The organism is Streptomyces catenulae (assembly GCF_000718015.1).
GTDB lineage: Bacteria > Actinomycetota > Actinomycetes > Streptomycetales > Streptomycetaceae > Streptomyces > Streptomyces catenulae.
Window position 1 is genome coordinate 1 of record NZ_JODY01000043.1, and the last position, 19,359, is coordinate 19,359.

General features: G+C 73.0%; 13 protein-coding genes and 4 tRNA genes. 6 read left to right on the forward strand and 11 right to left on the reverse strand.

The features are described 5' to 3' along the window. Together IF23_RS0127970 and IF23_RS35200 are read right to left on the reverse strand one after the other, a co-directional pair. Positions 1-930 (reverse strand): DUF2797 domain-containing protein (locus tag IF23_RS0127970; protein WP_107127042.1); only part of this gene is annotated, 930 nt, incomplete at its 3' end. A gap of 111 nt (positions 931-1,041) precedes the next feature. Beyond that, positions 1,042-2,184, reverse strand: a complete 1,143-nt coding sequence (locus IF23_RS35200; RefSeq protein WP_078654316.1) for a GlxA family transcriptional regulator — start codon at positions 2,182-2,184, stop codon at positions 1,042-1,044. Positions 2,185-2,604: 420 nt separating this feature from the next. Between IF23_RS35200 and IF23_RS0127980 the strand changes: the two genes are divergently transcribed. Beyond that, entirely contained in the window at positions 2,605-3,399 is a 795-nt protein-coding gene (locus IF23_RS0127980; protein ID WP_030288541.1) for an NAD(P)H-dependent oxidoreductase, read from the forward strand. A gap of 75 nt (positions 3,400-3,474) precedes the next feature. Here the strand turns inward: IF23_RS0127980 and IF23_RS0127985 are convergent. Beyond that, positions 3,475-3,548, reverse strand: a tRNA-Met gene (locus tag IF23_RS0127985). A gap of 163 nt (positions 3,549-3,711) precedes the next feature. Here IF23_RS0127985 and IF23_RS0127990 point away from each other — a divergent pair. From IF23_RS0127990 to IF23_RS32270, 3 genes are all read left to right on the forward strand, one after another. Further along, positions 3,712-4,125, forward strand: a complete 414-nt coding sequence (locus tag IF23_RS0127990) for a hypothetical protein (RefSeq protein WP_030288547.1) — start codon at positions 3,712-3,714, stop codon at positions 4,123-4,125. Between the two features lie 107 nt (positions 4,126-4,232). Next, entirely contained in the window at positions 4,233-4,829 is a 597-nt protein-coding gene (locus IF23_RS0127995; RefSeq protein ID WP_030288548.1) for an MBL fold metallo-hydrolase, read from the forward strand. A 411-nt stretch (positions 4,830-5,240) separates the two neighbouring features. Continuing rightward, positions 5,241-8,759 (forward strand): DUF7507 domain-containing protein, encoded by a 3,519-nt coding sequence (locus tag IF23_RS32270; RefSeq protein ID WP_169750037.1) that lies wholly within the window; start codon positions 5,241-5,243, stop codon positions 8,757-8,759. A gap of 160 nt (positions 8,760-8,919) precedes the next feature. Here the strand turns inward: IF23_RS32270 and IF23_RS0128005 are convergent. The 3 genes from IF23_RS0128005 to IF23_RS0128015 form a co-directional block, all read right to left on the reverse strand. Beyond that, positions 8,920-8,992 (reverse strand) — tRNA-Arg (locus IF23_RS0128005). A gap of 276 nt (positions 8,993-9,268) precedes the next feature. Beyond that, positions 9,269-9,341, reverse strand: a tRNA-Arg gene (locus tag IF23_RS0128010). 272 nt (positions 9,342-9,613) lie between these two features. After that, positions 9,614-9,704, reverse strand: a tRNA-Ser gene (locus tag IF23_RS0128015). 236 nt (positions 9,705-9,940) lie between these two features. Between IF23_RS0128015 and IF23_RS0128020 the strand changes: the two genes are divergently transcribed. Together IF23_RS0128020 and IF23_RS0128025 are read left to right on the forward strand one after the other, a co-directional pair. Further along, positions 9,941-10,576, forward strand: coding sequence for an SSI family serine proteinase inhibitor (locus IF23_RS0128020; RefSeq protein WP_030288550.1), 636 nt, complete (start codon positions 9,941-9,943; stop codon positions 10,574-10,576). Between the two features lie 273 nt (positions 10,577-10,849). Continuing rightward, complete coding sequence (locus IF23_RS0128025; protein ID WP_425423892.1) at positions 10,850-14,698, forward strand: PAS domain-containing protein; 3,849 nt, start codon at positions 10,850-10,852, stop codon at positions 14,696-14,698. A gap of 59 nt (positions 14,699-14,757) precedes the next feature. Here IF23_RS0128025 and IF23_RS0128030 read toward each other — a convergent pair whose 3' ends face one another. The 5 genes from IF23_RS0128030 to IF23_RS0128050 form a co-directional block, all read right to left on the reverse strand. Further along, a complete protein-coding gene (locus IF23_RS0128030) occupies positions 14,758-16,407 on the reverse strand; it encodes a long-chain fatty acid--CoA ligase (protein WP_030288552.1) in 1,650 nt (549 codons plus the stop codon). A 524-nt stretch (positions 16,408-16,931) separates the two neighbouring features. Then, positions 16,932-17,672, reverse strand: coding sequence for a S1 family peptidase (locus IF23_RS0128035; protein ID WP_030288554.1), 741 nt, complete (start codon positions 17,670-17,672; stop codon positions 16,932-16,934). 188 nt (positions 17,673-17,860) lie between these two features. Next, on the reverse strand, positions 17,861-18,292 hold the full coding sequence (locus IF23_RS0128040; RefSeq protein WP_157848092.1) for a hypothetical protein: 432 nt from the start codon (positions 18,290-18,292) through the stop codon (positions 17,861-17,863). Between the two features lie 161 nt (positions 18,293-18,453). Further along, positions 18,454-18,813, reverse strand: coding sequence for a hypothetical protein (locus IF23_RS0128045; protein ID WP_030288557.1), 360 nt, complete (start codon positions 18,811-18,813; stop codon positions 18,454-18,456). A 60-nt stretch (positions 18,814-18,873) separates the two neighbouring features. Then, positions 18,874-19,350: a hypothetical protein gene (locus IF23_RS0128050; RefSeq protein ID WP_030288558.1), complete on the reverse strand. Its 477-nt coding sequence runs from the start codon at positions 19,348-19,350 to the stop codon at positions 18,874-18,876. Positions 19,351-19,359 lie beyond the last annotated feature (9 nt).

Below are 19,359 nucleotides of genomic sequence, written 5' to 3' on the forward strand. Positions count from 1 at the left end.
CTCCCCCTCCGCCCCACCCCGACGCGCCCCTCTCCCGTACGGGGCCTCCCGTACGGGAACCGTCGTCACCTCGCCCCGCGCAGGGCCCAGCACCCACCCGGACAGCAACCGGGCGTCGAGCACCGCCACCACCTCACCGGCGTCCTCCGTCCGCGTGCGCACATACACATCCGCACCGGCCCCCGCCAGGACCTCCCCGACCACCTCCGCGCCCGCGGTCGGCGCTCCCAGTTCGGCGGCGTCCGCCGGGATGCGCTCCAGTCCGAACAGTTCGCCGTGGTCACCGAAGGCGAAGTCCACCGGCTCCAGCGTCTCCGGCCAGCCGGGCAACCCCCGCGCCCGCGCATGGAGTTCCGCCAGCTCCGCCCGCCGCGCCGCCACCGGCGGCAACGCGCCCCGCGCCGCCCGCTTGGCCTCCTTGGCGAACCGGTCCGGCACCGCGAGCGCGCTCCCCAGCACCGCCTCCGCCCGCCGCGCCGCCATCAACGGCCCGCGCCCCAGCCACGCGTACGCCACCGCCGCCTGCTCCACCAGGCGCGCCGCCCCGCGCTCCGCCGCGGTGATCCCGACCTTGACCAGCCCGGGCCCGAAATAGGCGAGGTAGACGCCGTACGGACGGGGGTCGTCGGCCATGGTGTCCGCCGCGACCGAGCGCGAACGGTCCAGCCGGGCGCACGCCTCGCACTGGTCCCGGGCGGCGGTCCCCGTGATCACCGCCTCGTACGGGCAGACGATCCACCGGCCACCGCGCCGCACCCCCAGACAGCGCCGCTCACCCACCACGGAGAACGCCAGCCGCTTGCCCGCGGGCAGCGCGCTGACCCGCTCCGCTCCGCGCGCGGCGGAGTACCAACCGAGCCCCTGCCGAAACCCCCGTTCCTCTCCCGCTTCCCCCTCCGACGACCACCGCGGACCCGTACATCGCCACACCCCGCAAGCGTACGGCCACCCACTGACATCGCCCCGGCCCGCCGCCTCCGCTCCGCCACCGGCCCCGCACCGCCCCCGGACGGGCCCCCTCGCTCTCCGGGGCAGGCCCCCTCACACCCCCCGGAACGTCCGCCGGTACTCCCTGGGCGACACCCCCAGCACCGCCTGCACATGGGCCCGCAGCGACGCCGCCGTGCCGAACCCGGCCCGGGCGGCGATCCGTTCCACCGTCAGGTCCGTCTCCTCCAGGAGCTCCCGGGCGCGCTCGACCCGTTGGCGGGTCAGCCAGTGGTGCGGCGAGACGCCCATCTCCTCCCGGAACCGCCGGGTGAACGTGCGGACGCTCATCGCCTCGCACTCCGCCAACTCCCGCAGCGTCACGGGCCGGTCGAGATGGTCCAGCGCCCAGGTACGGGCCGCCGCCGTCGACGAGACCCGGGGCGCCGGTACGGGCCGCCGGATGTACTGCGCCTGCCCGCCCTCCCGGTACGGCGGGACCACCGTCCGCCGCGCCACCTCGCCCGCGACCGCCGCTCCGTGATCGCACCGGACCATGTGCAGACAGAGGTCGATGCCCGACGCGACCCCGGCGGCGGTCAGCACCCCGCGGTCCTCCGTGTAGAGCACATCGGGCTCCAGCGCCACCTCGGGGAAGAGCCGCCGGAAGTCGTCCGCCGACTTCCAGTGCGTCGTCGCCCGCCGCCCGTCCAGCAGGCCCGCCGCCGCCAACACGAAGGAACCCGTACAGATCGACGCCACCCGCGTCCCCGCCCGTACCCGCCGCAGCGCCCGCGTCATCGCCGCCCGCTCCGCCTCCGCCGACCGCCCGGTCGCCTCCCGCGGAACTACGGCCGCCGGGTCCGTCCCCGGATCTCCATCCGCCGCCCCGGAACGCTCCTGACCTGCGCCGACGACCGCCGCCACGGCCGCAGACGCCCCCGGCGCACCCGCTCCCCCGACGGCGCGCGCCGCGGCACCGCGCGCCGCCCCCGGAACGTCCGCGCACCCCTCGCCGGGCACGACGCCGCGGCCCCCGCCGCCGTCCGCGTAGTCCGCCGCGGACGCCGGGACGACCACGGTGTCCGCCTCCTCCAACGCCTCCGGGCCATGGGCGACGTTCACGGTGAAGTCGGCGTCCGTGCGCACCTCCCCGGGCACCGGAGCGCAGGTCACGACCTCGTAGAGCGGTTCCCCCGTCTCCGACCGTGCCTCGCCGAAGATCCGGTGGACGATGCCGACCTCGATGGGCAGCATCCCGTCCCGCACCAGCACCGCCACCCGGTGCCGCGCCCCGCCACCGGCGAAAGCCCGCGCCCCGTCCGCCTCACCCACCACAACCGCCACCTCTCCGCCGTACCCGCCTCCTGGGGCCACGCCCCCGCGCCGCCCCCGGAACACCTGCCACCAGCCCCAACCCGAGCCCCCGCTCCCCCATCCCGCCACGCCCCGGCCGGGCCCTGTACGCCCCCGGCGCACGCCGCCCACCGCACGCCCCCGACGACCGCCTCCACGACGCCCCGCCCGTGGCCCGATCCTCACGCATCACGGCCATCCGGCCACTCGTCCCACCGGGCGGTCGCCCCCGACAGTTGCCCCATGACCACCAACCCCACCACCGGCACCACCCGCCCCACCGACGCCGAAGCCGCGCCCCGGTCGCCGACGCACCGCCCCCTGAAGGTCCTCTGGGTCTCCGCCCACCCCGACGCCCGCTCCCTGAACGCCTCCCTCCAGGCGGACGGGCTGCGCGCCCTCGACGCGTACGGCCATGAGCACCGCCTCTCCGACCTGCGCGCCATGGGGTGGAACCCGGTCGTCGACCCGTCCGACTACGCCCACGACCCGGCCGACCGCCTCCACGTCGGCACCGCCTCCGAACGCGCCTACCGCACCGGCACCTTGAGCCCCGACATCCGCGCCGAACAGGAGAAGATCGACTGGGCGGACACGCTGATCGTGCAGTTCCCGCTGTGGTGGTACGGGATGCCGGCGCAGCTCAAGGGCTGGTTCGACCGGGTCTTCGTCAAGGGTTTCGCCTTCGGTCTCGACGACCCGGCAACCGGCCGCCCCCGCCGCTACGGCGACGGCCGACTGACCGGCAAACGCGCCATGGTCGTCGTCACCGCCGGAGCCCGCACCGCCACCCTCGGCCCGCGCGGCGTCAACGGAGACCTCAACGACCTCCTCTTCCCCCTCCAGCACGGCACCTTCTGGTACACCGGCATGACCGTCCTCCCGCCGCTGCTCATCCCCGGCGCGGACCGCCTCACCCCGGACACGTACGCCACCGCCGCCGACCGGCTCCGCGCCCGGCTCCGCACGCTCGCCACCACGCCGCCGCTCGCCTTCCGGCACCAGAACTCCGGCGACTACGACGACGAGCTGCTCCTCCACCCCCACCTGGCAGCCCCGCGCCACCTCGGTCCCGCGGCCCACTACACGGCCCCACCGGCACCGCTCGCCCCATGAGCCGCCGCGGGCGCGCACCGCATACGGAAAAAGCCGTAGGCCCGGTGGACGAATCCACCGGGCCTACGGCGTCAGTAGCGGGGACAGGATTTGAACCTGCGACCTCTGGGTTATGAGCCCAGCGAGCTACCGAGCTGCTCCACCCCGCGTCGGTGAACAGAACAGTACGCGAACTCCGCACCAATGCCTAATCCGTTCCCCACCCGCCTCTCGATCACCTCGTCCACCACTCTGTCCCAAGGACACGAACCCCACCCCGGACCCGTCCGTTGAGGCTTCCGCCCCTCACGCCCCGCCACCCCCAGGAGCCCCGTGCCCCCGCGCAGCCGCACCGCCCCCGTCGCCCACTACGTCCGCTTCCAGGGCGCCGCCCGGAACGTCCACGGCTACTTCCCCGGCGTCTTCGCCCTCGTCAACGGTCTCGCCCGCGAGGGGCTGCTCACCCCGGCCCAGGAACGGTTCCACCGCACCTCCAACGACTGGTACGACACGCACTTCACCAACCCCGCCCACGTCGACCCGACCGTCTACGACCGCGACCGCCACCCCGGTGCCGCCGCCTGGTTCAAGTCCACGTCCCCGCACCTGATCACCCGCGTCGACGGCTACCTCGCCATCCTCCGCACCCACCGCATCCCCTGCCACCGCCTCCACTCCCGCTCCCCCGGACACGTCGTCTACGAGGACCCGGACCAGATCGTGGTGGTACCGCGCCGGCCGTCCTGAGCGCCGGACGGCCCGCGGCGGACCGTCTCCGTGCCGCACCTTCCGGCATTTCCCGAGCCCGTGTTCGTCGGCCGGAGGAATTCCGTGGGCGGGTACGTTGGGGCGCCATGCGGATGACGAAATACACCCACTCCTGTGTACGGCTCGAAAAAGACGGCCGGGTGCTGGTCATCGACCCGGGAACATGGAGTGAGCCGAGAGCCCTGGCCGGTGCGGACGCCGTACTCGTGACGCATGAACACGCCGATCACGTCGATTCCCTCCGCCTGGCCGGGCTCGGCGTACCGGTCTACGCTCCCGCCGAGGCGGACATCCCGCGGGTGAATGTCATCGGGGTGTCGTCGGGTGAGGAATTCACCGCGGGTGGATTCCGCGTACGGGCGGTCGGCGGTCGCCATGCGTGCGTCCATGCGGGCCGACCGGACTGCGCGAATCTCGGCTACCTCGTCGAGGACGCGGTCTATCACCCCGGCGATTCGCTGCATGTGCCCGACCGCCCGGTCGAAACGCTTCTGGTTCCGGTCCACGGGTCGTGGTTGAAGATGACCGAGGCGATCGATTTCGTCCACGCGATCCAGCCGCGGCGGACCTACGCCATCCACGACGGTTCGCTCAACGAGCGGGGTCTCAGCAGCGCAAACGGCTGGCTCACCCAGGAGACCCACAGCGGCTACCGGTATCTGCGCCCCGGCGAATCGGTCTGAGGCGGACGACGGGCCGAGAAATTCCTTAAGCGGAAAACGTACGCAAGACCCGACCTCCGCCCGAGGAAGTGAAGGGTGAACTCTCCCGGCACTCCGACCCGCCCCGTAAGGAAATTCCGGCGGTGGGGACCCGGCGGCCGGACCCCGATCACCAGGGAATTTCCGCCCTGCCGCCCCCACCCCCATTAATAGGCTCATCTGCAAGGGGCGGCCATTGGCTGGCGATCGGTCACCCGGGTGCAGGACACGGCCGCATGGCCTCTCATGAGTGACTCCATTACCGCATTTTTGCCTATAGCTTCCTGCCGTTGTCGTGTTGGGAATCATCGACAGAAAGGGCGGGGCAGAATGCTGCGCCGATTGTTGGGTCTGGCGGGAATCTTCGGATTGGTCGCGAGTTTGTTGTTGCCGATGGCACAGCAGGCTCAGGCCGCCCCCGGAGACCCTTTTCCCCAGGGACCCGGACTGGTCTTCGTGGCCCAGGGCACGGCGCCCGGCCAGCCGACCACCCTGTACGAGGCGGTCCAGGGCACCGGTCAGATCACCTTTGCCGCCCAGGGCACCGCCGCCTTCGGCTACAACGCCATGGGCTTCCGCACCACCGACCGCTACCTCTACGCCATCAACAACAACGACGGGCTGGCCCGCATCGGGCAGGGTGGCGTGGCCACCAACCTCGGCCAGGTCGGTCTGCCGTCCAGCGGCACCTTCAGCTACAACCAGGGCACCTTCGGCGACGGAGCCACCGCCGACACCCTCTACGTCCGCCAGTCCACCAGCGACAACAGCCTCTACGCGATCGACGTCCCCACCATGACGTCGACGCGGATCGCCCTCTCCACCGACGTCCCGAACATGTCGGACATCGTCTGGAAGGACGGCTACATCTGGGGCGTCTACGGCGAGGGGCACCAACTCGTCCGTATCGACCCGAACAGCGGCGCCGTCCTGGAGGTCCCCCTCACCGGGCTGCCCGCCAACCCGTACGGCGCCCAGTGGGTCTACGGCAACGGCAACATCGGTATCTCCAACAACGTCACCGGCACCGTCTACCAGCTGCGGCTGAACAACCCCACGTCCAGCAACCCCACCGTCACCATCCTGTCCTCCACCCGGGGCCCGGCGAACACCCAGAACGACGGCGCCGCGGTGGCCGGTGAACCCGCCGACCTCGGGATCACCAAGGACGGACCGGCGACGTGGGCACCGGGCGACACGCTCACCTACACCCTCCGGATCCACAACTACGGCCCCGGCGACTCCTCCGGCTACGTCGTCACGGACACCCTGCCGGACAACCTCGGCAACCCCACGACCACCACGGACGGCTGCGCCGTCACCACCTCGGACGGCCAGAACCTCGTGCAGTGCACCGGGCCGCCGCTCGCCAGCGGGGACGACGCCCCGGTCATCACGATCACCGGCACCGCCCCGGACACCCCGGGCACCGACTGCGTCGCCGACGGGATCAGCAACACGGCGACCGTCGTTGGCAACGAGTCCGACCCCAACCCGGGCAACGACACCGCCGCCTCCACCGCCTGCCCCGACGAACAGGCACCGCCGTCCTTCACCGTCTCCAAGACCGCTTCCGTCGGACCGGACGCGTTCGTCGGACCCGGCGACACCGTGACGTACACAGTCGACGTCACCAACACCGGAACGCAGGACTACACCGCCGACAACCCCGCGTCCTTCACCGACGACCTCAGTGACGTCACCGACGACGCCCAGGTCGACCCGGACTCGCTGACCGGCGGCGCCCAGCTCACCGACGGCGGCATCAGCTGGTCCGGCCCGCTGGCCGTCGGCGAGACCCACACCGTGACCTACACCGTCACCGTCAACACCCCGGACGCCGGCGACCACGTCCTGCGCAACGCCGTCACCCCGGGCACCACCGGCAGCTGCACCAGCGCCGATGCCTGTACGACGACGGTGCCCGTCGCGTCCTTCACCGTCTCGAAGAGCGCCGACCCCACCGTCACCTCCCCCGGTGGCGTCGTCCACTACACCGTGACGGTCACCAACAACGGCGCCGTCGACTTCGGCGGCACCGCCACCCCGCACGCACCCCCGGCCCACATCGAGGACGCCCTCGCCGGTGACCTCGCCGGGGCCGACTACAACGGGGACGCCGACAACGGCGGCACCCTCCAGGGCACCAACCTCGTCTGGGACCTGGACCTGCCCGTCGGCGCCACCGAGCAGCTGACGTACTCCCTCACCGTCCACGACAGCGTCGCGCCGGGCACCGAGCTGACCAACACCGTCACCCCCGGGCCGAACGGCAGCTGCGCCACCCCGAACAGCTGCTCCACCACGACCCTCATCGGGCAGTACAGCGTCGCGAAGACCGTCTCCGCCACCAGCGCGCAGCCGGGCGACCGGGTCACCTACACGGTCACCCTGACCAACACCGGCAGCGCCCCGTTCACCGACGACAACCCCGCCTCGTTCAGTGACGACCTCACGGACGTACTGGACGACGCCACCTACAACGACGACGCGACCGGCGGCGCCACCGTCACCGGCACCACCCTGAACTGGTCGGGCCCGCTCGACGTCGGGGCCACGACCACCCTCACCTACAGCGTCACCGTGAACGACCCCGACACCGGGAACCAGCACCTGCGTAACGCGGTGACCCCGGGCACGGGCGGGGTGTGCGCCGCGGCCGGATCGTGCGCCACCGACGTCCCCGTGATCGTCACCCCGCCGACGGAGCCGTCGCTGGCGCTGCGGAAGCAGGTCGTGACGCCGGGACCGTTCCGGCCCGGTGACCGCGTCGACTACACCTACACGGTCACCAACACCGGCAACACCACGATCAACGACCTCACCCTCGCCGACGACCGTCTCTCCGACATCACCTGCCAGGCCACCAGCCTGGATCCGGACGAGAGCACGACCTGTACCGGTACGTACACGGTCACCGAGGCCGACGCCGCGATCGGGACGGTACGCAACACGGCCGTGGCCCGCGGTGAGTCCGACGGCACCTCCGTGGAGTCGCCGCCGGACAGCGCCCAGATCGAGGTCGTGACCAGCAGGCCCGCGCTGGCGCTCCGCAAGACCGTCGACGCCTCGCACCCGTACCGCGTCGGCGACACCGCCACCTACACGTACACCGTCACCAACACCGGCAACACCACCCTCAGCGACATCACCGTCACCGACAACCGGGTCTCCGGGATCACCTGCCGGGCGACCACGCTGGCACCCGGGACGAGCACCACCTGCACCGGTACGTACACGGTCACCGCGGCCGACGCGTCGGCCGGGCACGTCGACAACACCGCCATGGCCCACGGGCGCTCCAACGGCACCCCGGTGGAGTCCCCGACGTCCAGCGCCCGGATCGACATCGTGACCAGCCGCCCCGCGCTGACGATCAAGAAGACCGTCGACTCCTCCCGCACCTACCGGGCGGGCGACCGGATCACCTACACGTACACCGTCACCAACACCGGTGACACAACCCTCAACGGCATCACCGTCACCGACAACCGCGTCACCGACGTGACCTGCCGGACGACCACGCTGGCGCCGGGCGAGAGCACCACCTGCACCGGCACCTACACCGTCACCCGGGAGGACGCGAAGCGCGGCACGCTCACCAACACCGCGGTCGCCACCGCCGACAACGGCTCCGTCCGCTCCGACCCGGCCCAGGCCACCGTCAAGATCAAGGAACGGAAGCCCTGCAAGGGCAAGGACTGCCGCCCCTGCAAGGGCAAGGACTGCAACAAGCCGTGCAAGGGGAAGGAGTGCCGACCCTGCCACGGCAAGCACTGCGACAAGCCCTGCAAGGGGAAGCACTGCGACCGCCCCTGCCACGGCAAGCACTGCCACAAGCGCTGCGACGACAAGCACGGGGACAGACACTGCGACCGCCCGTGTGAGGGGAGGCGCTGCGAGCAGGAGTGAGGCACCCGGCCCGGCCGTGAAGCCCCCGAAGGGCTGATCGCCGCGCCGCACGACAGGGCGTCCGCCGACCACCGGCGGGCGCCCTCGTCAGCTGCTGGGGAACGGGCGGACCGAACGCCGAAGGCCCCGTCGATCTCTCGACGGGGCCTCCGGCCTGCTGTGCGCTCGGCAGGATTCGAACCTGCAACCTTCTGATCCGTAGTCAGATGCTCTATCCGTTAAGCTACGAGCGCTCGACTTCCGGTGATTTTCCTACCGGTCGGCGTGCGGGGACCACCTTACATGAATCGCGGCGCCCCGCCCTTCTCCCGCCTCCCGGAGCTGCGGAAAAGACCCCGGGACGCTTTCCGGAGCCCCGAGCCCCCGAAGACCTCAAAGATCCTCGACGGCCACCGAAGATCCTCGGAACGGAATTCCGCGCCCGCCCGTCCGGCCCGACTCCGACCACTCGTCCGGCCATACAACGCCGGAGGCCCCGTCGATCTCTCGACGGGGCCTCCGGCTTGCTGTGCGCTCGGCAGGATTCGAACCTGCAACCTTCTGATCCGTAGTCAGATGCTCTATCCGTTAAGCTACGAGCGCTCGGCTTTCCGGCAGCTTTTCTTGCCGGTCGGCGTTGCGTGGACAACATTACATGAACCGCGCCGGGACACGAAATCCATTGCCCGTACCGCCCCTGAGCTGCGGAAACGCCCCTGGATGGCGCGGCGGAAGACCGTCCGGTGACGCCCTCGGGAATGCGATGAAGATCGGCGTCGGGGACCGGCTTCCCCGCCTCTCCCCTTACGCATCCCCGTACGCAAAAACGCCTCCGGGCCCTTTCCCGCTGAGGGAAAGGGCCCGGAGGTCGGACGCGGAGGCGGAGGGATTTGAACCCTCGATGGGGGGTAAGCCCCAAACCGCATTAGCAGTGCGGCGCCATAGACCGGACTAGGCGACGCCTCCACACGCACCGGCGCGTGAGCGCCGCGGCGTGACCAGATGATGGCACAGCCAAGGGCGCTGTCACCAATCGCCCCCTACGGTACCCGGCGGGTGAGCCGTCGGGCAAAGACGTTCCTGCAGCGAAACGTCGGGGCGGGAGGCGCGTTAGTGGGGGTGGGGCCGGGTGCGGCGTGGCCGCGGGGTGCCCCGGTGGGTGCGTGCCGCGCGCCCGTTCCGCTCTCGCGTCTGGAGCCGTGATGCCGTATCTCGGGAAGTCCCTGCTGACCGTCGTCGCCCCGGTGGTGGCCGCCGCGGCCACGCTGGCGCTCGCCGCGCCCGCCGCCTCGGGTGCGCCGATCCCGCTGCCGCTGCCCGGGGAGCGCGCCGCGGCGCCGAACCCCACCGGTCCGGCCGGGGTCCTCGACCGTACGGGGCTGCGGCCGCCCACCGGCCACCGTCACCTGCGGGGCGTCGCCGGGCTGACCGGGCCGGTCACGCGGACGGACGGCACGGACCCGGACGGCACGGACGACACGGAGCGCGGGGCGGGGCGGCTGCGTCCGGCGGATCATCTGACGGTGACGGTGTCGCGGTCCGGTGCGGCGGGGGTCGACGGACGGTACGAGCTGTTCTGCCACCCGGACGGCGGGAACCACTTCGACGCGGCGGGGGCGTGCGCGCGGCTGGACCGGATGACGCGGTGGGGCCAGGACACCTTCGCGGCCGTTCCGCAGGCGGCGAAGTGCACGATGATGTACGGCGGTCCGATCACCGCGCATGTCTCCGGTCACTGGGCCGGGCGGCCGGTGGATGCCGAGTTCCGGCGGACCAACGGCTGTGAGATCGCCCGCTGGGACCGGTTCGAGCCGCTGCTCCCGACGACCGGTTCATGACGCGATGCCCGAGCCCTTTCGTGGCGGAGTGGGCGGTCAGGTCAGGACGCGGGGCACATGTCGGGCGTGCGGCGAGTCGCGCACGGCCCGGACGGCACCTCCCCCTCATCCGCCTCGGCGTCCACGGGAACTGCCCGTAGACTCCTGTCCAGCGGCCCGCCCAGCCGGGCCGGCACTGTGCGGTAACAGGGAGGAAGCGTCGTCGTGAGCAGCAGGCCATCCCGAGGCGCTGCTCGCCTCGCAGCCATACTGGACGCCCTTCCTGACGCCTTGTTGCTCGTCAACTGCAACGGCACGGTCGTCAACGCCAACACCATCGCCCTGGAGACGTTCGAGGCGCCCGGTACCGCCCTGGTGGGGCGCGGACTCCTCGATCTGCTGCCGTCGTTCGACTCCAAGCGGATCCCCGGTTCGATGCGGCGGCACGACGCCGAGACCGAGGGCGGGCGGACGAAGCCGACGCGGATGGTGGCGCGCCGTACCGACGGCACCGAGCTGCTCGTCGAGGTGACCAGCGCCAATCTGGAGGACGGACGGACCCCGTACGAGTCGGCCTTCGAGGCGGCGTACGCGGATCACCGCAACGGCTACACCGGCAACGAGCTGCTGATGCTGGTGGTGCGGGATCTGACGGGGACGCTGGACACCGAGACGGAGCTGGCGCGGCAGCAGCGGCAGACCGAGATGATCCTGCGGGCCGCGGCCGAGGGTGTCGTGGGGGTGGACGCGGACGGCAAGGTCGTGCTCGTCAATCCGTCGGCGGCGCAGATTCTCGGCTACCGGGCGAGTGAGCTGGGCGGCAAGGAGCTGCATCCGCTGATGCATCACTCCCGGGCGGACGGTTCGCCGTTGCCGTGGGAGGAGACGCCGCTGGCGGACACCCTGCGGTCCGGGCGCAAGCACCGGGTGCGCGGGCAGGCGCTGTGGGCGAAGGACGGCAAGGCGGTCTCCGTCGATCTGACGACGGCTCCGGTGCGCGACGGCGATCAGCTGGTCGGCGCGGTGATGACGTTCACCGACCGGCGGCCGTACGACGCGCTGGCGGCGCGCCACACGCAGTTGCTGGCGGTGCTGGAGCAGGCGCTGCGCGGGCCGTTGGAGGAGCTGACCGGGGAGCTGCGGACGCTGGCGTCCGACCCGGCGGGGCAGCTGTGGCCGGAGGCCAACCAGATCCTGCACCACCTCGCGGCCGGGCACGCGCGGATGACGACGCTGGTCGACAACGTGCTCAGCTATCAGCGGCTGGACGCCGGGGCGGAGAAGCTGCGGCGCAAGAAGGTGAAGCTGGACGGCGTGGTGGCGGCCGGTGTGGAGGGCGCGATCGATCTGATCGGTCCCGGTCGGGCGCAGTTCGCGGTGCATGCGCCGCCGATCGAGGCGACGGTCGACGCGGAGCGGGTGGCGCAGGCGCTGTCGCATCTGATCGCGGATGTGGCGGGCGTCGACTCGACGGGCCGGATGCCGTCCGCGGAGGCGGCGGGTCAGGGCGCGGGCGGGCGCGGCCCGGTGGCCCAGGATTCGACGATCGTGGTGGCCGCGGCGCGGCGCGGCGATGTCGTACGGATCGAGGTGCGTGGTCCGTACGCCGGTGGTGATCCGGTGCACGCGCCGATCGCGCGGGGCATCGTGCGGCAGCACGGCGGGCTGATGCAGACCCACAAGGTGCCGGGTGGCCAGGGCGCGGGCGGCAGTGCCTGGGTGCTGGAGCTGCCGGTGGCGGCGGACGGCACGGTGCCCGCGGGCGGCAGCCGGGCGCGGGAGGCGCAGGGCGACGGGACGACGGTGATGCCGGTCCCGGCGCAGCGGGCGCGCGGTACGGAGCAGTCCGGTGCGGACGCTCCGGCCGGGTCCGGTGGTTCGGACGGTGCCGGGCGGGCGCTCGGTGACGGTGCGGCGGCGGACGGCGGTTCCGGTGGGACCGGGGCCGGGCGGTCGGGCGACGGTGCGGAGGCGAGTGACGGTTCCGGACGGCGGCGGGCGCCGCAGCCGGACGGTGCGCCGGGTGCGCTCCCGGCGTTGCCCGGTGGTGCGGGTACGGGCGCGGCGCAGCTGACGCCGGTCGGGCATCCGGGGCAGCCGCAGCAGGCGCCGCCGCAGGGCATCGCGCAGCAGGGTTCCGGGCGGCGGGCGCGCCGGGCGCTGGCGGAGGCGCCGGAGCGCGCCGGTCAGCAGCAGGCGGCGGGCGGCGCGCGGTCGCCGTTCGCGCTGCCGCCGGCCGCCGCCGACCAGGCGCCGGGTTCCGCCTCCGGGTCCGCGGGGTCGGCGCTTCCGGCGCTGCCCGCGGTGGCCGGGCAGGCGCCCGCGCAGGCCGAGGGGACCGGGCGGCGCCGGGCGCGGCGTCCGGTGGCGAACGGTCCGGCGCAGCCCGCCGAGGCCCCGGCGGGTCCGCCCGGGCTGGAACCGGCGGTCAACCCCGGGGTGCCGCAGGGTGAGTGGCAGGACGAGGGGACCGGCCGTCGGCGGGCCCGGCGGGCCGCGGCCGAGGAGCGGGCGGCGGCCGCGATGGCGGACTCCGAGACGTCCGGGATGTTCGTGGCGGGGCCCGAGGGGCTGGTGGCGCAGTCCGGCGAGGACGAGGCCGAGGGCGCTCCGGCGCCGGGCACCCCGGAGCAGCAGGGGCCGCAGCAGGGCCGTACGGGCGGCGGTAAGCACGGGCAGCACGGCCGTCCCGAGGAGTCGGGGCCGCAGCAGGCCCGCCCGGAGGCGCCGCAGCAGCGTCCGGCCCACGGCGGTCCCGTGCCGCCGCAGGGCGTGGGCCCGGTGCCGCCGCAGGGCGCCGGTCAGCAGCCGGTGCCGCCGCAGGCCCCGGGTCAACCGGTGCCGCCGCAGGGGCAGCCCGTGCCGCCGCAGGGTGCGCCGGTGCCGCCCGCCGAGCCGACGCGGGCGGCGCAGGGCAGCGCGCCCGGTGCCGTACCGGCAGACGGGGAGGCGCCCGCGCCGACCGGACGGCGGCGGGGGCGGCCCAGTCCTGCCGAGGCCGAGGCGGAGCAGCGGCCGGAGGAGGACGGCGCTCCCGGGCCGGGGCAGTCGCACGGCCGGGCGTTCAGCGTCCGCACGCTCGGGCAGGGCGTGCCGTTCGCGCAGCAGCTCGCCGATCCGCAGGGGCAGGGCGCGGCCGCCGGGGGCACGCCGCCCGGTGGTACCCCGGCCGCCGGTTCCGGTCGTCGCCGTAAGCTCGCCGCGCCGCAGGAGGGCGCGCGGGAGGCGGGCGCCGGGCGTCGGCAGGCCGCGCCGTCCGGGCAGGGCGCGCCGCAGCCGCATCTTCTGGACGCCGGTGAGGGCCGGGCGTTCGCGGTCTCCGCGCCGGACGAGGGCAGCGAGGGGCCGGAGCCGCTGGACGGGCCGAACGGCGCCGTGGAGGTGCTCGGTCCGCAGCAGCCGCCGATGGACGACGAGTTGCCGCCGGAGCCGCTGGACAATCCGCGGCGGCTGCTGGTCTGGCCGGCGCCGGACGTCTCCACCCAGCAGGCGCTCAGCGACCGCGGCTACCGCCCGGTGATCGTACACTCCCGCGAGGAGGTCGACGCGCAGATCGCGGCGTACCCGGCCGCGCTCTTCGTCGATCCGCTGACCGGGCCGATCACCCGGACCGCGTTGCAGTCGCTGCGCCAGGCGGCGGGGGCGGCGGAGGTTCCGGTGCTGGTCACGGCCGGTCTGGGGCAGGCGACGCGGGAGGCCGCGTACGGCGCGGATCCGGCGGTGCTGTTGAAGGCGCTGGCGCCGCGGGACAGTGAGCAGCATCCGCCGCGGGTGCTGCTGATCGAGCAGAACGACGCGGTGGCCGGGGCGTTGACCGCCTCGCTGGAGCGGCGCGGGATGCAGGTGGCGCGGGCCGCGGCGGACAGCGACGCGGTCGCGGTGGCGCATCAGGTGCGGCCGAACCTGGTGGTGATGGACCTGATGCAGGTGCGTCGCCGCCGGGCCGGGATCGTCGACTGGCTGCGGTCGAACGGCCTGCTCGACCACACCCCGCTGGTCGTCTACACCTCCGTCGATCTCGACCCGGCGCAGCTGCCGACCCTCGCCAACGGTGAGACGGTGCTGTTCCTCGCCGAGCGTTCGACCAGCGCCGAGGTGCAGGCCCGGATCGTCGATCTGCTGGCGAAGATCGGGACGAATTAGCGGCGGTACGCACCGGAGCCCCCGCAGGGGAGATCCCTGCGGGGGCTCCGGTGCGTCGATCAGGCTCCGGGGCGGGTGACGTCCAGCTCACCGTCGGCGTACCACCGGCGCAGCACCTTCTTGTCGAACTTGCCGACGCTGGTCTTCGGGACGGACGCGATCCACGCCCAGCGCTCGGGCAGCTGCCAGCGGGCGATGCGTTCGGCGAGGAACGCCTTCAGTTCATCGTGGCCGGTGGTGGCTCCGTCGACGAGGACGACGGCGGCGAGCGGGCGCTCGCCCCACTTGTCGTCCGGTACGGCGATCACGGCGGCTTCGGCGACGTCCGGGTGGGCCATGAGGTGGTTCTCCAGCTCCAGGGAGGAGATCCACTCGCCGCCGGACTTGATGACGTCCTTGGCGCGGTCGGTGAGGGTGAGGTAGCCGTCGGGGGTGATGGTGCCGACGTCGCCGGTGCGCAGCCAGCCGTCGGGGCTGAACTTGTCCGCGGGCCGCTGCGGGGCGCCGTCCGCGCCGCCGTAGTAGGCACCGGCGATCCACGGGCCGCGGACCTCCAGCTCACCGGCGGACGCGCCGTCCCAGGGCAGCCGGGTGCCGTCCGGGCCGATCAGCCGCGCCTCGACGGCGGCGGGGAAGCGGCCCTGGGTGGTGCGGTAGCGCCACTCCTCGTCGCCGGTGACGCCGACGGGCGGGTGGGCGACGGTGCCGAGCGGGGAGGTCTCGGTCATGCCCCAGGCGTGGACGACGCGGATGCCGTGCCGCTCCTCGAAGCCGCGCATCAGGGCGGGCGGGCAGGCGGAGCCGCCGATGATGACGGTGTGCAGACAGGCCACATCGCGCCGGTGGGCGTCGAGTTCGGCGAGCAGTCCCTGCCAGATGGTGGGGACGGCGGCGCCGATGGTGGGCCGCAGCGTCTCGATCATCTCGGCGAGCGGGGCGGGCTGCAGGAAGCGGTCCGGCATCAGCAGCGACGCCCCGGCCATGAACGCGGCGTGCGGCAGGCCCCAGGCGTTGACGTGGAACATCGGGACGACGGGAAGTGCCAGGTCACCGGCGCCGAGGGCGAAGGATTCGGCGGTGTTGACCTGGAGGCAGTGGAGATAGAGCGAGCGGTGGCTGTAGAGGACGCCCTTGGGGTCGCCGGTGGTACCGGAGGTGTAGCAGAGGATGGCGGCCTCGCGCTCGTCCAGCTCGGGCCAGTCGTAGCGCTCCGGCTGTCCGGCGAGCAGTTCCTCGTAGTCGTGGACGGTGGGCCGGGCGCCGTCGAGGACGCCGCGGTCGCCGGGACCGGTGACGACGAGGTGTTCCAGGAGCGGCAGGTGGGGCAGGAGCGGTGCGAGGAGCGGCAGCAGGCTGCCGTTGACGAGCAGGACGCGGTCCTCGGCGTGGTGGGCGATCCAGGTCAGCTGCTCCGGGGCGAGCCGGAGGTTGAGGGTGTGCAGCACCGCGCCCATGGACGGGACGGCGAGGTACGCCTCCAGATGCTCGGCATTATTCCAAAGAAGCGTCGCAATCCGGTCCTCCCGCTCGACGCCGAGGCCCCGCAGCGCATGGGCGAGCTGTGCGGCCCGCGCCCCGACCTCGGCGAAGCTCCGCCGGTGCGGCTCCCCACCGGTCCAGGTGATGACCTGCGACGATCCGTGGACGGTCGAACCGTGCTCCAGGATCCGCGAGACCGTGAGCGGTACGTCCTGCATCGTGCTGAACACCGGGTGCCTCCGCGTGGTACGGGCGCTGCTGCGGGCGCTTGTTACGGGCGAGTAGTGACGCTGGCTGCGATTCTCGGTCCGTACCGGGTGGTATGTCACGTGCTCGGGGGTGTTCTTCGGGGCACATGGCCTGATGGGGCGGGTGCTCTTCGGAGTACGTGGCCGGATGGGGGTGGGTGAGGGCGGGGGGCCTACCCGAGGGGGCGGCTTGCCCGAGGGGGCGGTCGGCCCGGGCGGGATGGCGTGCCCCGGGGGGGTGCCCCGGGCAGGGAGGCGTGCCCCGGGCAGGGAGGCGTGCCCCGGGCAGGGAGGCGTGCCCCGGGCGGGGAGGCGCCACCCCGGGCAGGACGTGCCCCCGGCAGGGCGGCGCCCCGAGGCGGGGGCAGGGCGCCGCAGCGTGCCTCGCGGCTCGTGGTGTGCGCCTCGTCCGCAGCCTGCCTCCCACGTCGTGGTGCGCGCCCCGTGGTGCGCACCTCGTCCTCGCGCCGCCTCCCGTCCCGCCGCGTCCGTTCCTCTCCTCGCCGCTACTGCCGCTTGCCGATGACCGACCGGATCCACGTCAGCTGCTGGGATATCTCGCCCGCTCCGGCGATCCGCTCGCGGTCGGAGGTGTCGAAGACGCCGAGGAGGGTTTCGGTGCCGTTCGGGGCGATGCTCATCACCGGGCCGCCGGAGTCGCCACCGGCGGGTACCCCGGTGACCTTCTCCATGCAGAAGTCGGTGCCGCCCGGCACGCTGAACCCGTCGCAGCGCGGGTCGTCGGGCCGGACGACCCGCAGGTCCGACTGCTTGAGCACCGGGGACTGGCAGGCGTTCTCGTCACCCGTGCAGGTGGCGCCCCACCCGTACTGGCGGACGCGCTGGCCCGGCTTCACCGGCGAGGTGGCGAGCCGTGCGGTGGGGATCGTCATCGGCGGGACCTTGACCAGCATCATGTCGGCCTCGGCGGCGCCCCGGCGGCCTCCGGGTACGGGGTGGACCGTGGTGCCCTTGGTCATGTCGAGGTTGCCGACGCGGAACGAGATCCGCTTGTCGGCGATCGGATCCGCGTGCTCGAAGAAGCAGTGCGAGGCGCCGATGATCCACTCCGGGTCGATCGCGGTGGCGGTGCACTCCGGCTTCCCGTCCACCAGCATCCGCACCGCCCACGGCCCGTACGTACTCGTCGACCCGCCGATGACGGCGGCGGCCGGTGTGGACGACATCAGCGCGCCCGTCACCAGCAGCAGCGCGGTCAGCAGGAGTACGCGTACTCGACGCACCATCCGGTTCAGCTCCCCTCACATCGCCGTCCGGCCGCGAGCCTGACGGCTCGGTGGCCTGGCGGCCGGTTGCCCGTACGGCAGTCGCCCGTACGGGAGTTGCTCGTACGGCGGGCTTGCCGTACGGCTGGTGAGAGGGCGTCAGGCGGTGTGGCGTTCCGTCCGGTCCGGCGTGGGCGGCGCCGGGGTGTTCAGCCGCTCGCCGCCGTGCTCGCCGCCACCGTGTTGCGCTGCCGCTGCCAGCGCAACAGCATCACGGCGGTGACGAACACCTGCGCCTCGTCGGCGAGTCCGGGCAGGTCGGCGGTGGCGCCGAGCTTGAACCCGGCGGCACAGGCGATCGAGCCGACCGGCTCGCCGTCCGCGCCCAGCAGTTCCTGGTTGCGACCGGCGAACGACGCGCGCCGGAACACGAACTCCTGCCCCGAGGCGCGCAGGCTCCAGTTACGGCGCCCGACGCGCTCCGCCGTCGCCACGCAGGTCCCCGCCTCGGTCAGCAACTCATAGGTGCCGCCGAACGCGTGCGCACGAACGGTGTACTCCGCCCCACCCAGGCGGAAGCTCCCCTTCGACTGCCCCTTCCCCGACGTGAACGTCGTCAGCAGCTGTCCATCCCGACTCATCTCGTACCGACGAGGCCACGACCCCGCCCTCTCCGCAATCAACATTCCCCCATCAGACCACCCGCGGGGCGGTCGCGACCCCTGGCATTTGTCATGGATCCACCCGGAGATTTGTCAGGGGCGGGGGCGCTCCGACTCCCGTGCGGTGGTCCCGCGAGGGGTCAGGCAGCCTTCTCGATCGCCTCGAAGATGTCCGCGTCCGTCTCCCGCTGCCACGCGGGCAGTTCGGGCCAGTCGGCGACGTACCCCGGCTTCGGGTCCGCGAAGTGCCGGTACATCTGCGCCGTCCAGCACACCGCGACGAACCGCCCCTTCTGCTCCCGCGAGAGCCGCGCAGCGGACCCGCCGCTCACCTCCAGAAGCTGCCTGACCTGCGCATACACCGCTCCGGCCGCCGCCCGTTCCCACTCGGGCGTTCCTTCCCACGGCGTGACGTACCCGGCCTTCGGCTCCCCGGGAAAATGCCGCCGCACCCCGGCGATCCACGCCTCCCGAAACACACGCGCGCCTTCGGTCGCCATCGTTCGGTCCCCTTTCGTCGGGTCGGGGCGCGGGGCCCGCGCCCCCGTACGGGCCCGGGCCTAATCCCGCACCGCGCCCTCCGGCCAGACGGTCTCGACCGGTACGCCGGTACGCCGCGCGTGGGCCACCACGTCCGCGGTACCTCCGTAGCCACGGGCCGGTTGGCCGTCCCACACGGCGAGAAGCCTGTCGGCCAGGCCCACCAGGATCTCGCTGCCGCGCATGTGCGCCTCTTCCGTCGACTCGCGCAAACCGGTCCGGTGCACCGCCGCCGCGCGGGCAAGCAGCCCGTCGTACGTGGCGTGGTGCGACACGGGCAGCCCGGCACGGTACTCCTCGGCCGGAACGACCACCTCCAGTCGGCCACCGAGCGCGAGTACGGCTTCCGCGAACCAGGCATCGGGCCCGTCCGCGAGACACGAGACGCCACACAGCTCCCCCGCGTCGTACGCCGCCAACTCCGCCCGGAGAAGGGCCCGGACCTCCCGTTCGACGTCGGCGGAGAGGCCACGGTGACCGGTGATTCCCAGGATCATGATTGTTTC

Coding starts and splice junctions, on each gene's coding strand:
- IF23_RS0128050 (WP_030288558.1), bottom strand. CDS start 19,350: ATGATCCTGGGAATCACCGGTCACCGTGGCCTCTCCGCCGACGTCGAA.
- IF23_RS0128035 (WP_030288554.1), bottom strand. CDS start 17,672: ATGGTGCGTCGAGTACGCGTACTCCTGCTGACCGCGCTGCTGCTGGTG.
- IF23_RS0127995 (WP_030288548.1), top strand. CDS start 4,233: ATGCGGATGACGAAATACACCCACTCCTGTGTACGGCTCGAAAAAGAC.
- IF23_RS0128040 (WP_157848092.1), bottom strand. CDS start 18,292: ATGAGTCGGGATGGACAGCTGCTGACGACGTTCACGTCGGGGAAGGGG.
- IF23_RS0128020 (WP_030288550.1), top strand. CDS start 9,941: ATGCCGTATCTCGGGAAGTCCCTGCTGACCGTCGTCGCCCCGGTGGTG.
- IF23_RS0128045 (WP_030288557.1), bottom strand. CDS start 18,813: ATGGCGACCGAAGGCGCGCGTGTGTTTCGGGAGGCGTGGATCGCCGGG.
- IF23_RS35200 (WP_078654316.1), bottom strand. CDS start 2,184: ATGCTGCCCATCGAGGTCGGCATCGTCCACCGGATCTTCGGCGAGGCA.
- IF23_RS32270 (WP_169750037.1), top strand. CDS start 5,241: ATGGCACAGCAGGCTCAGGCCGCCCCCGGAGACCCTTTTCCCCAGGGA.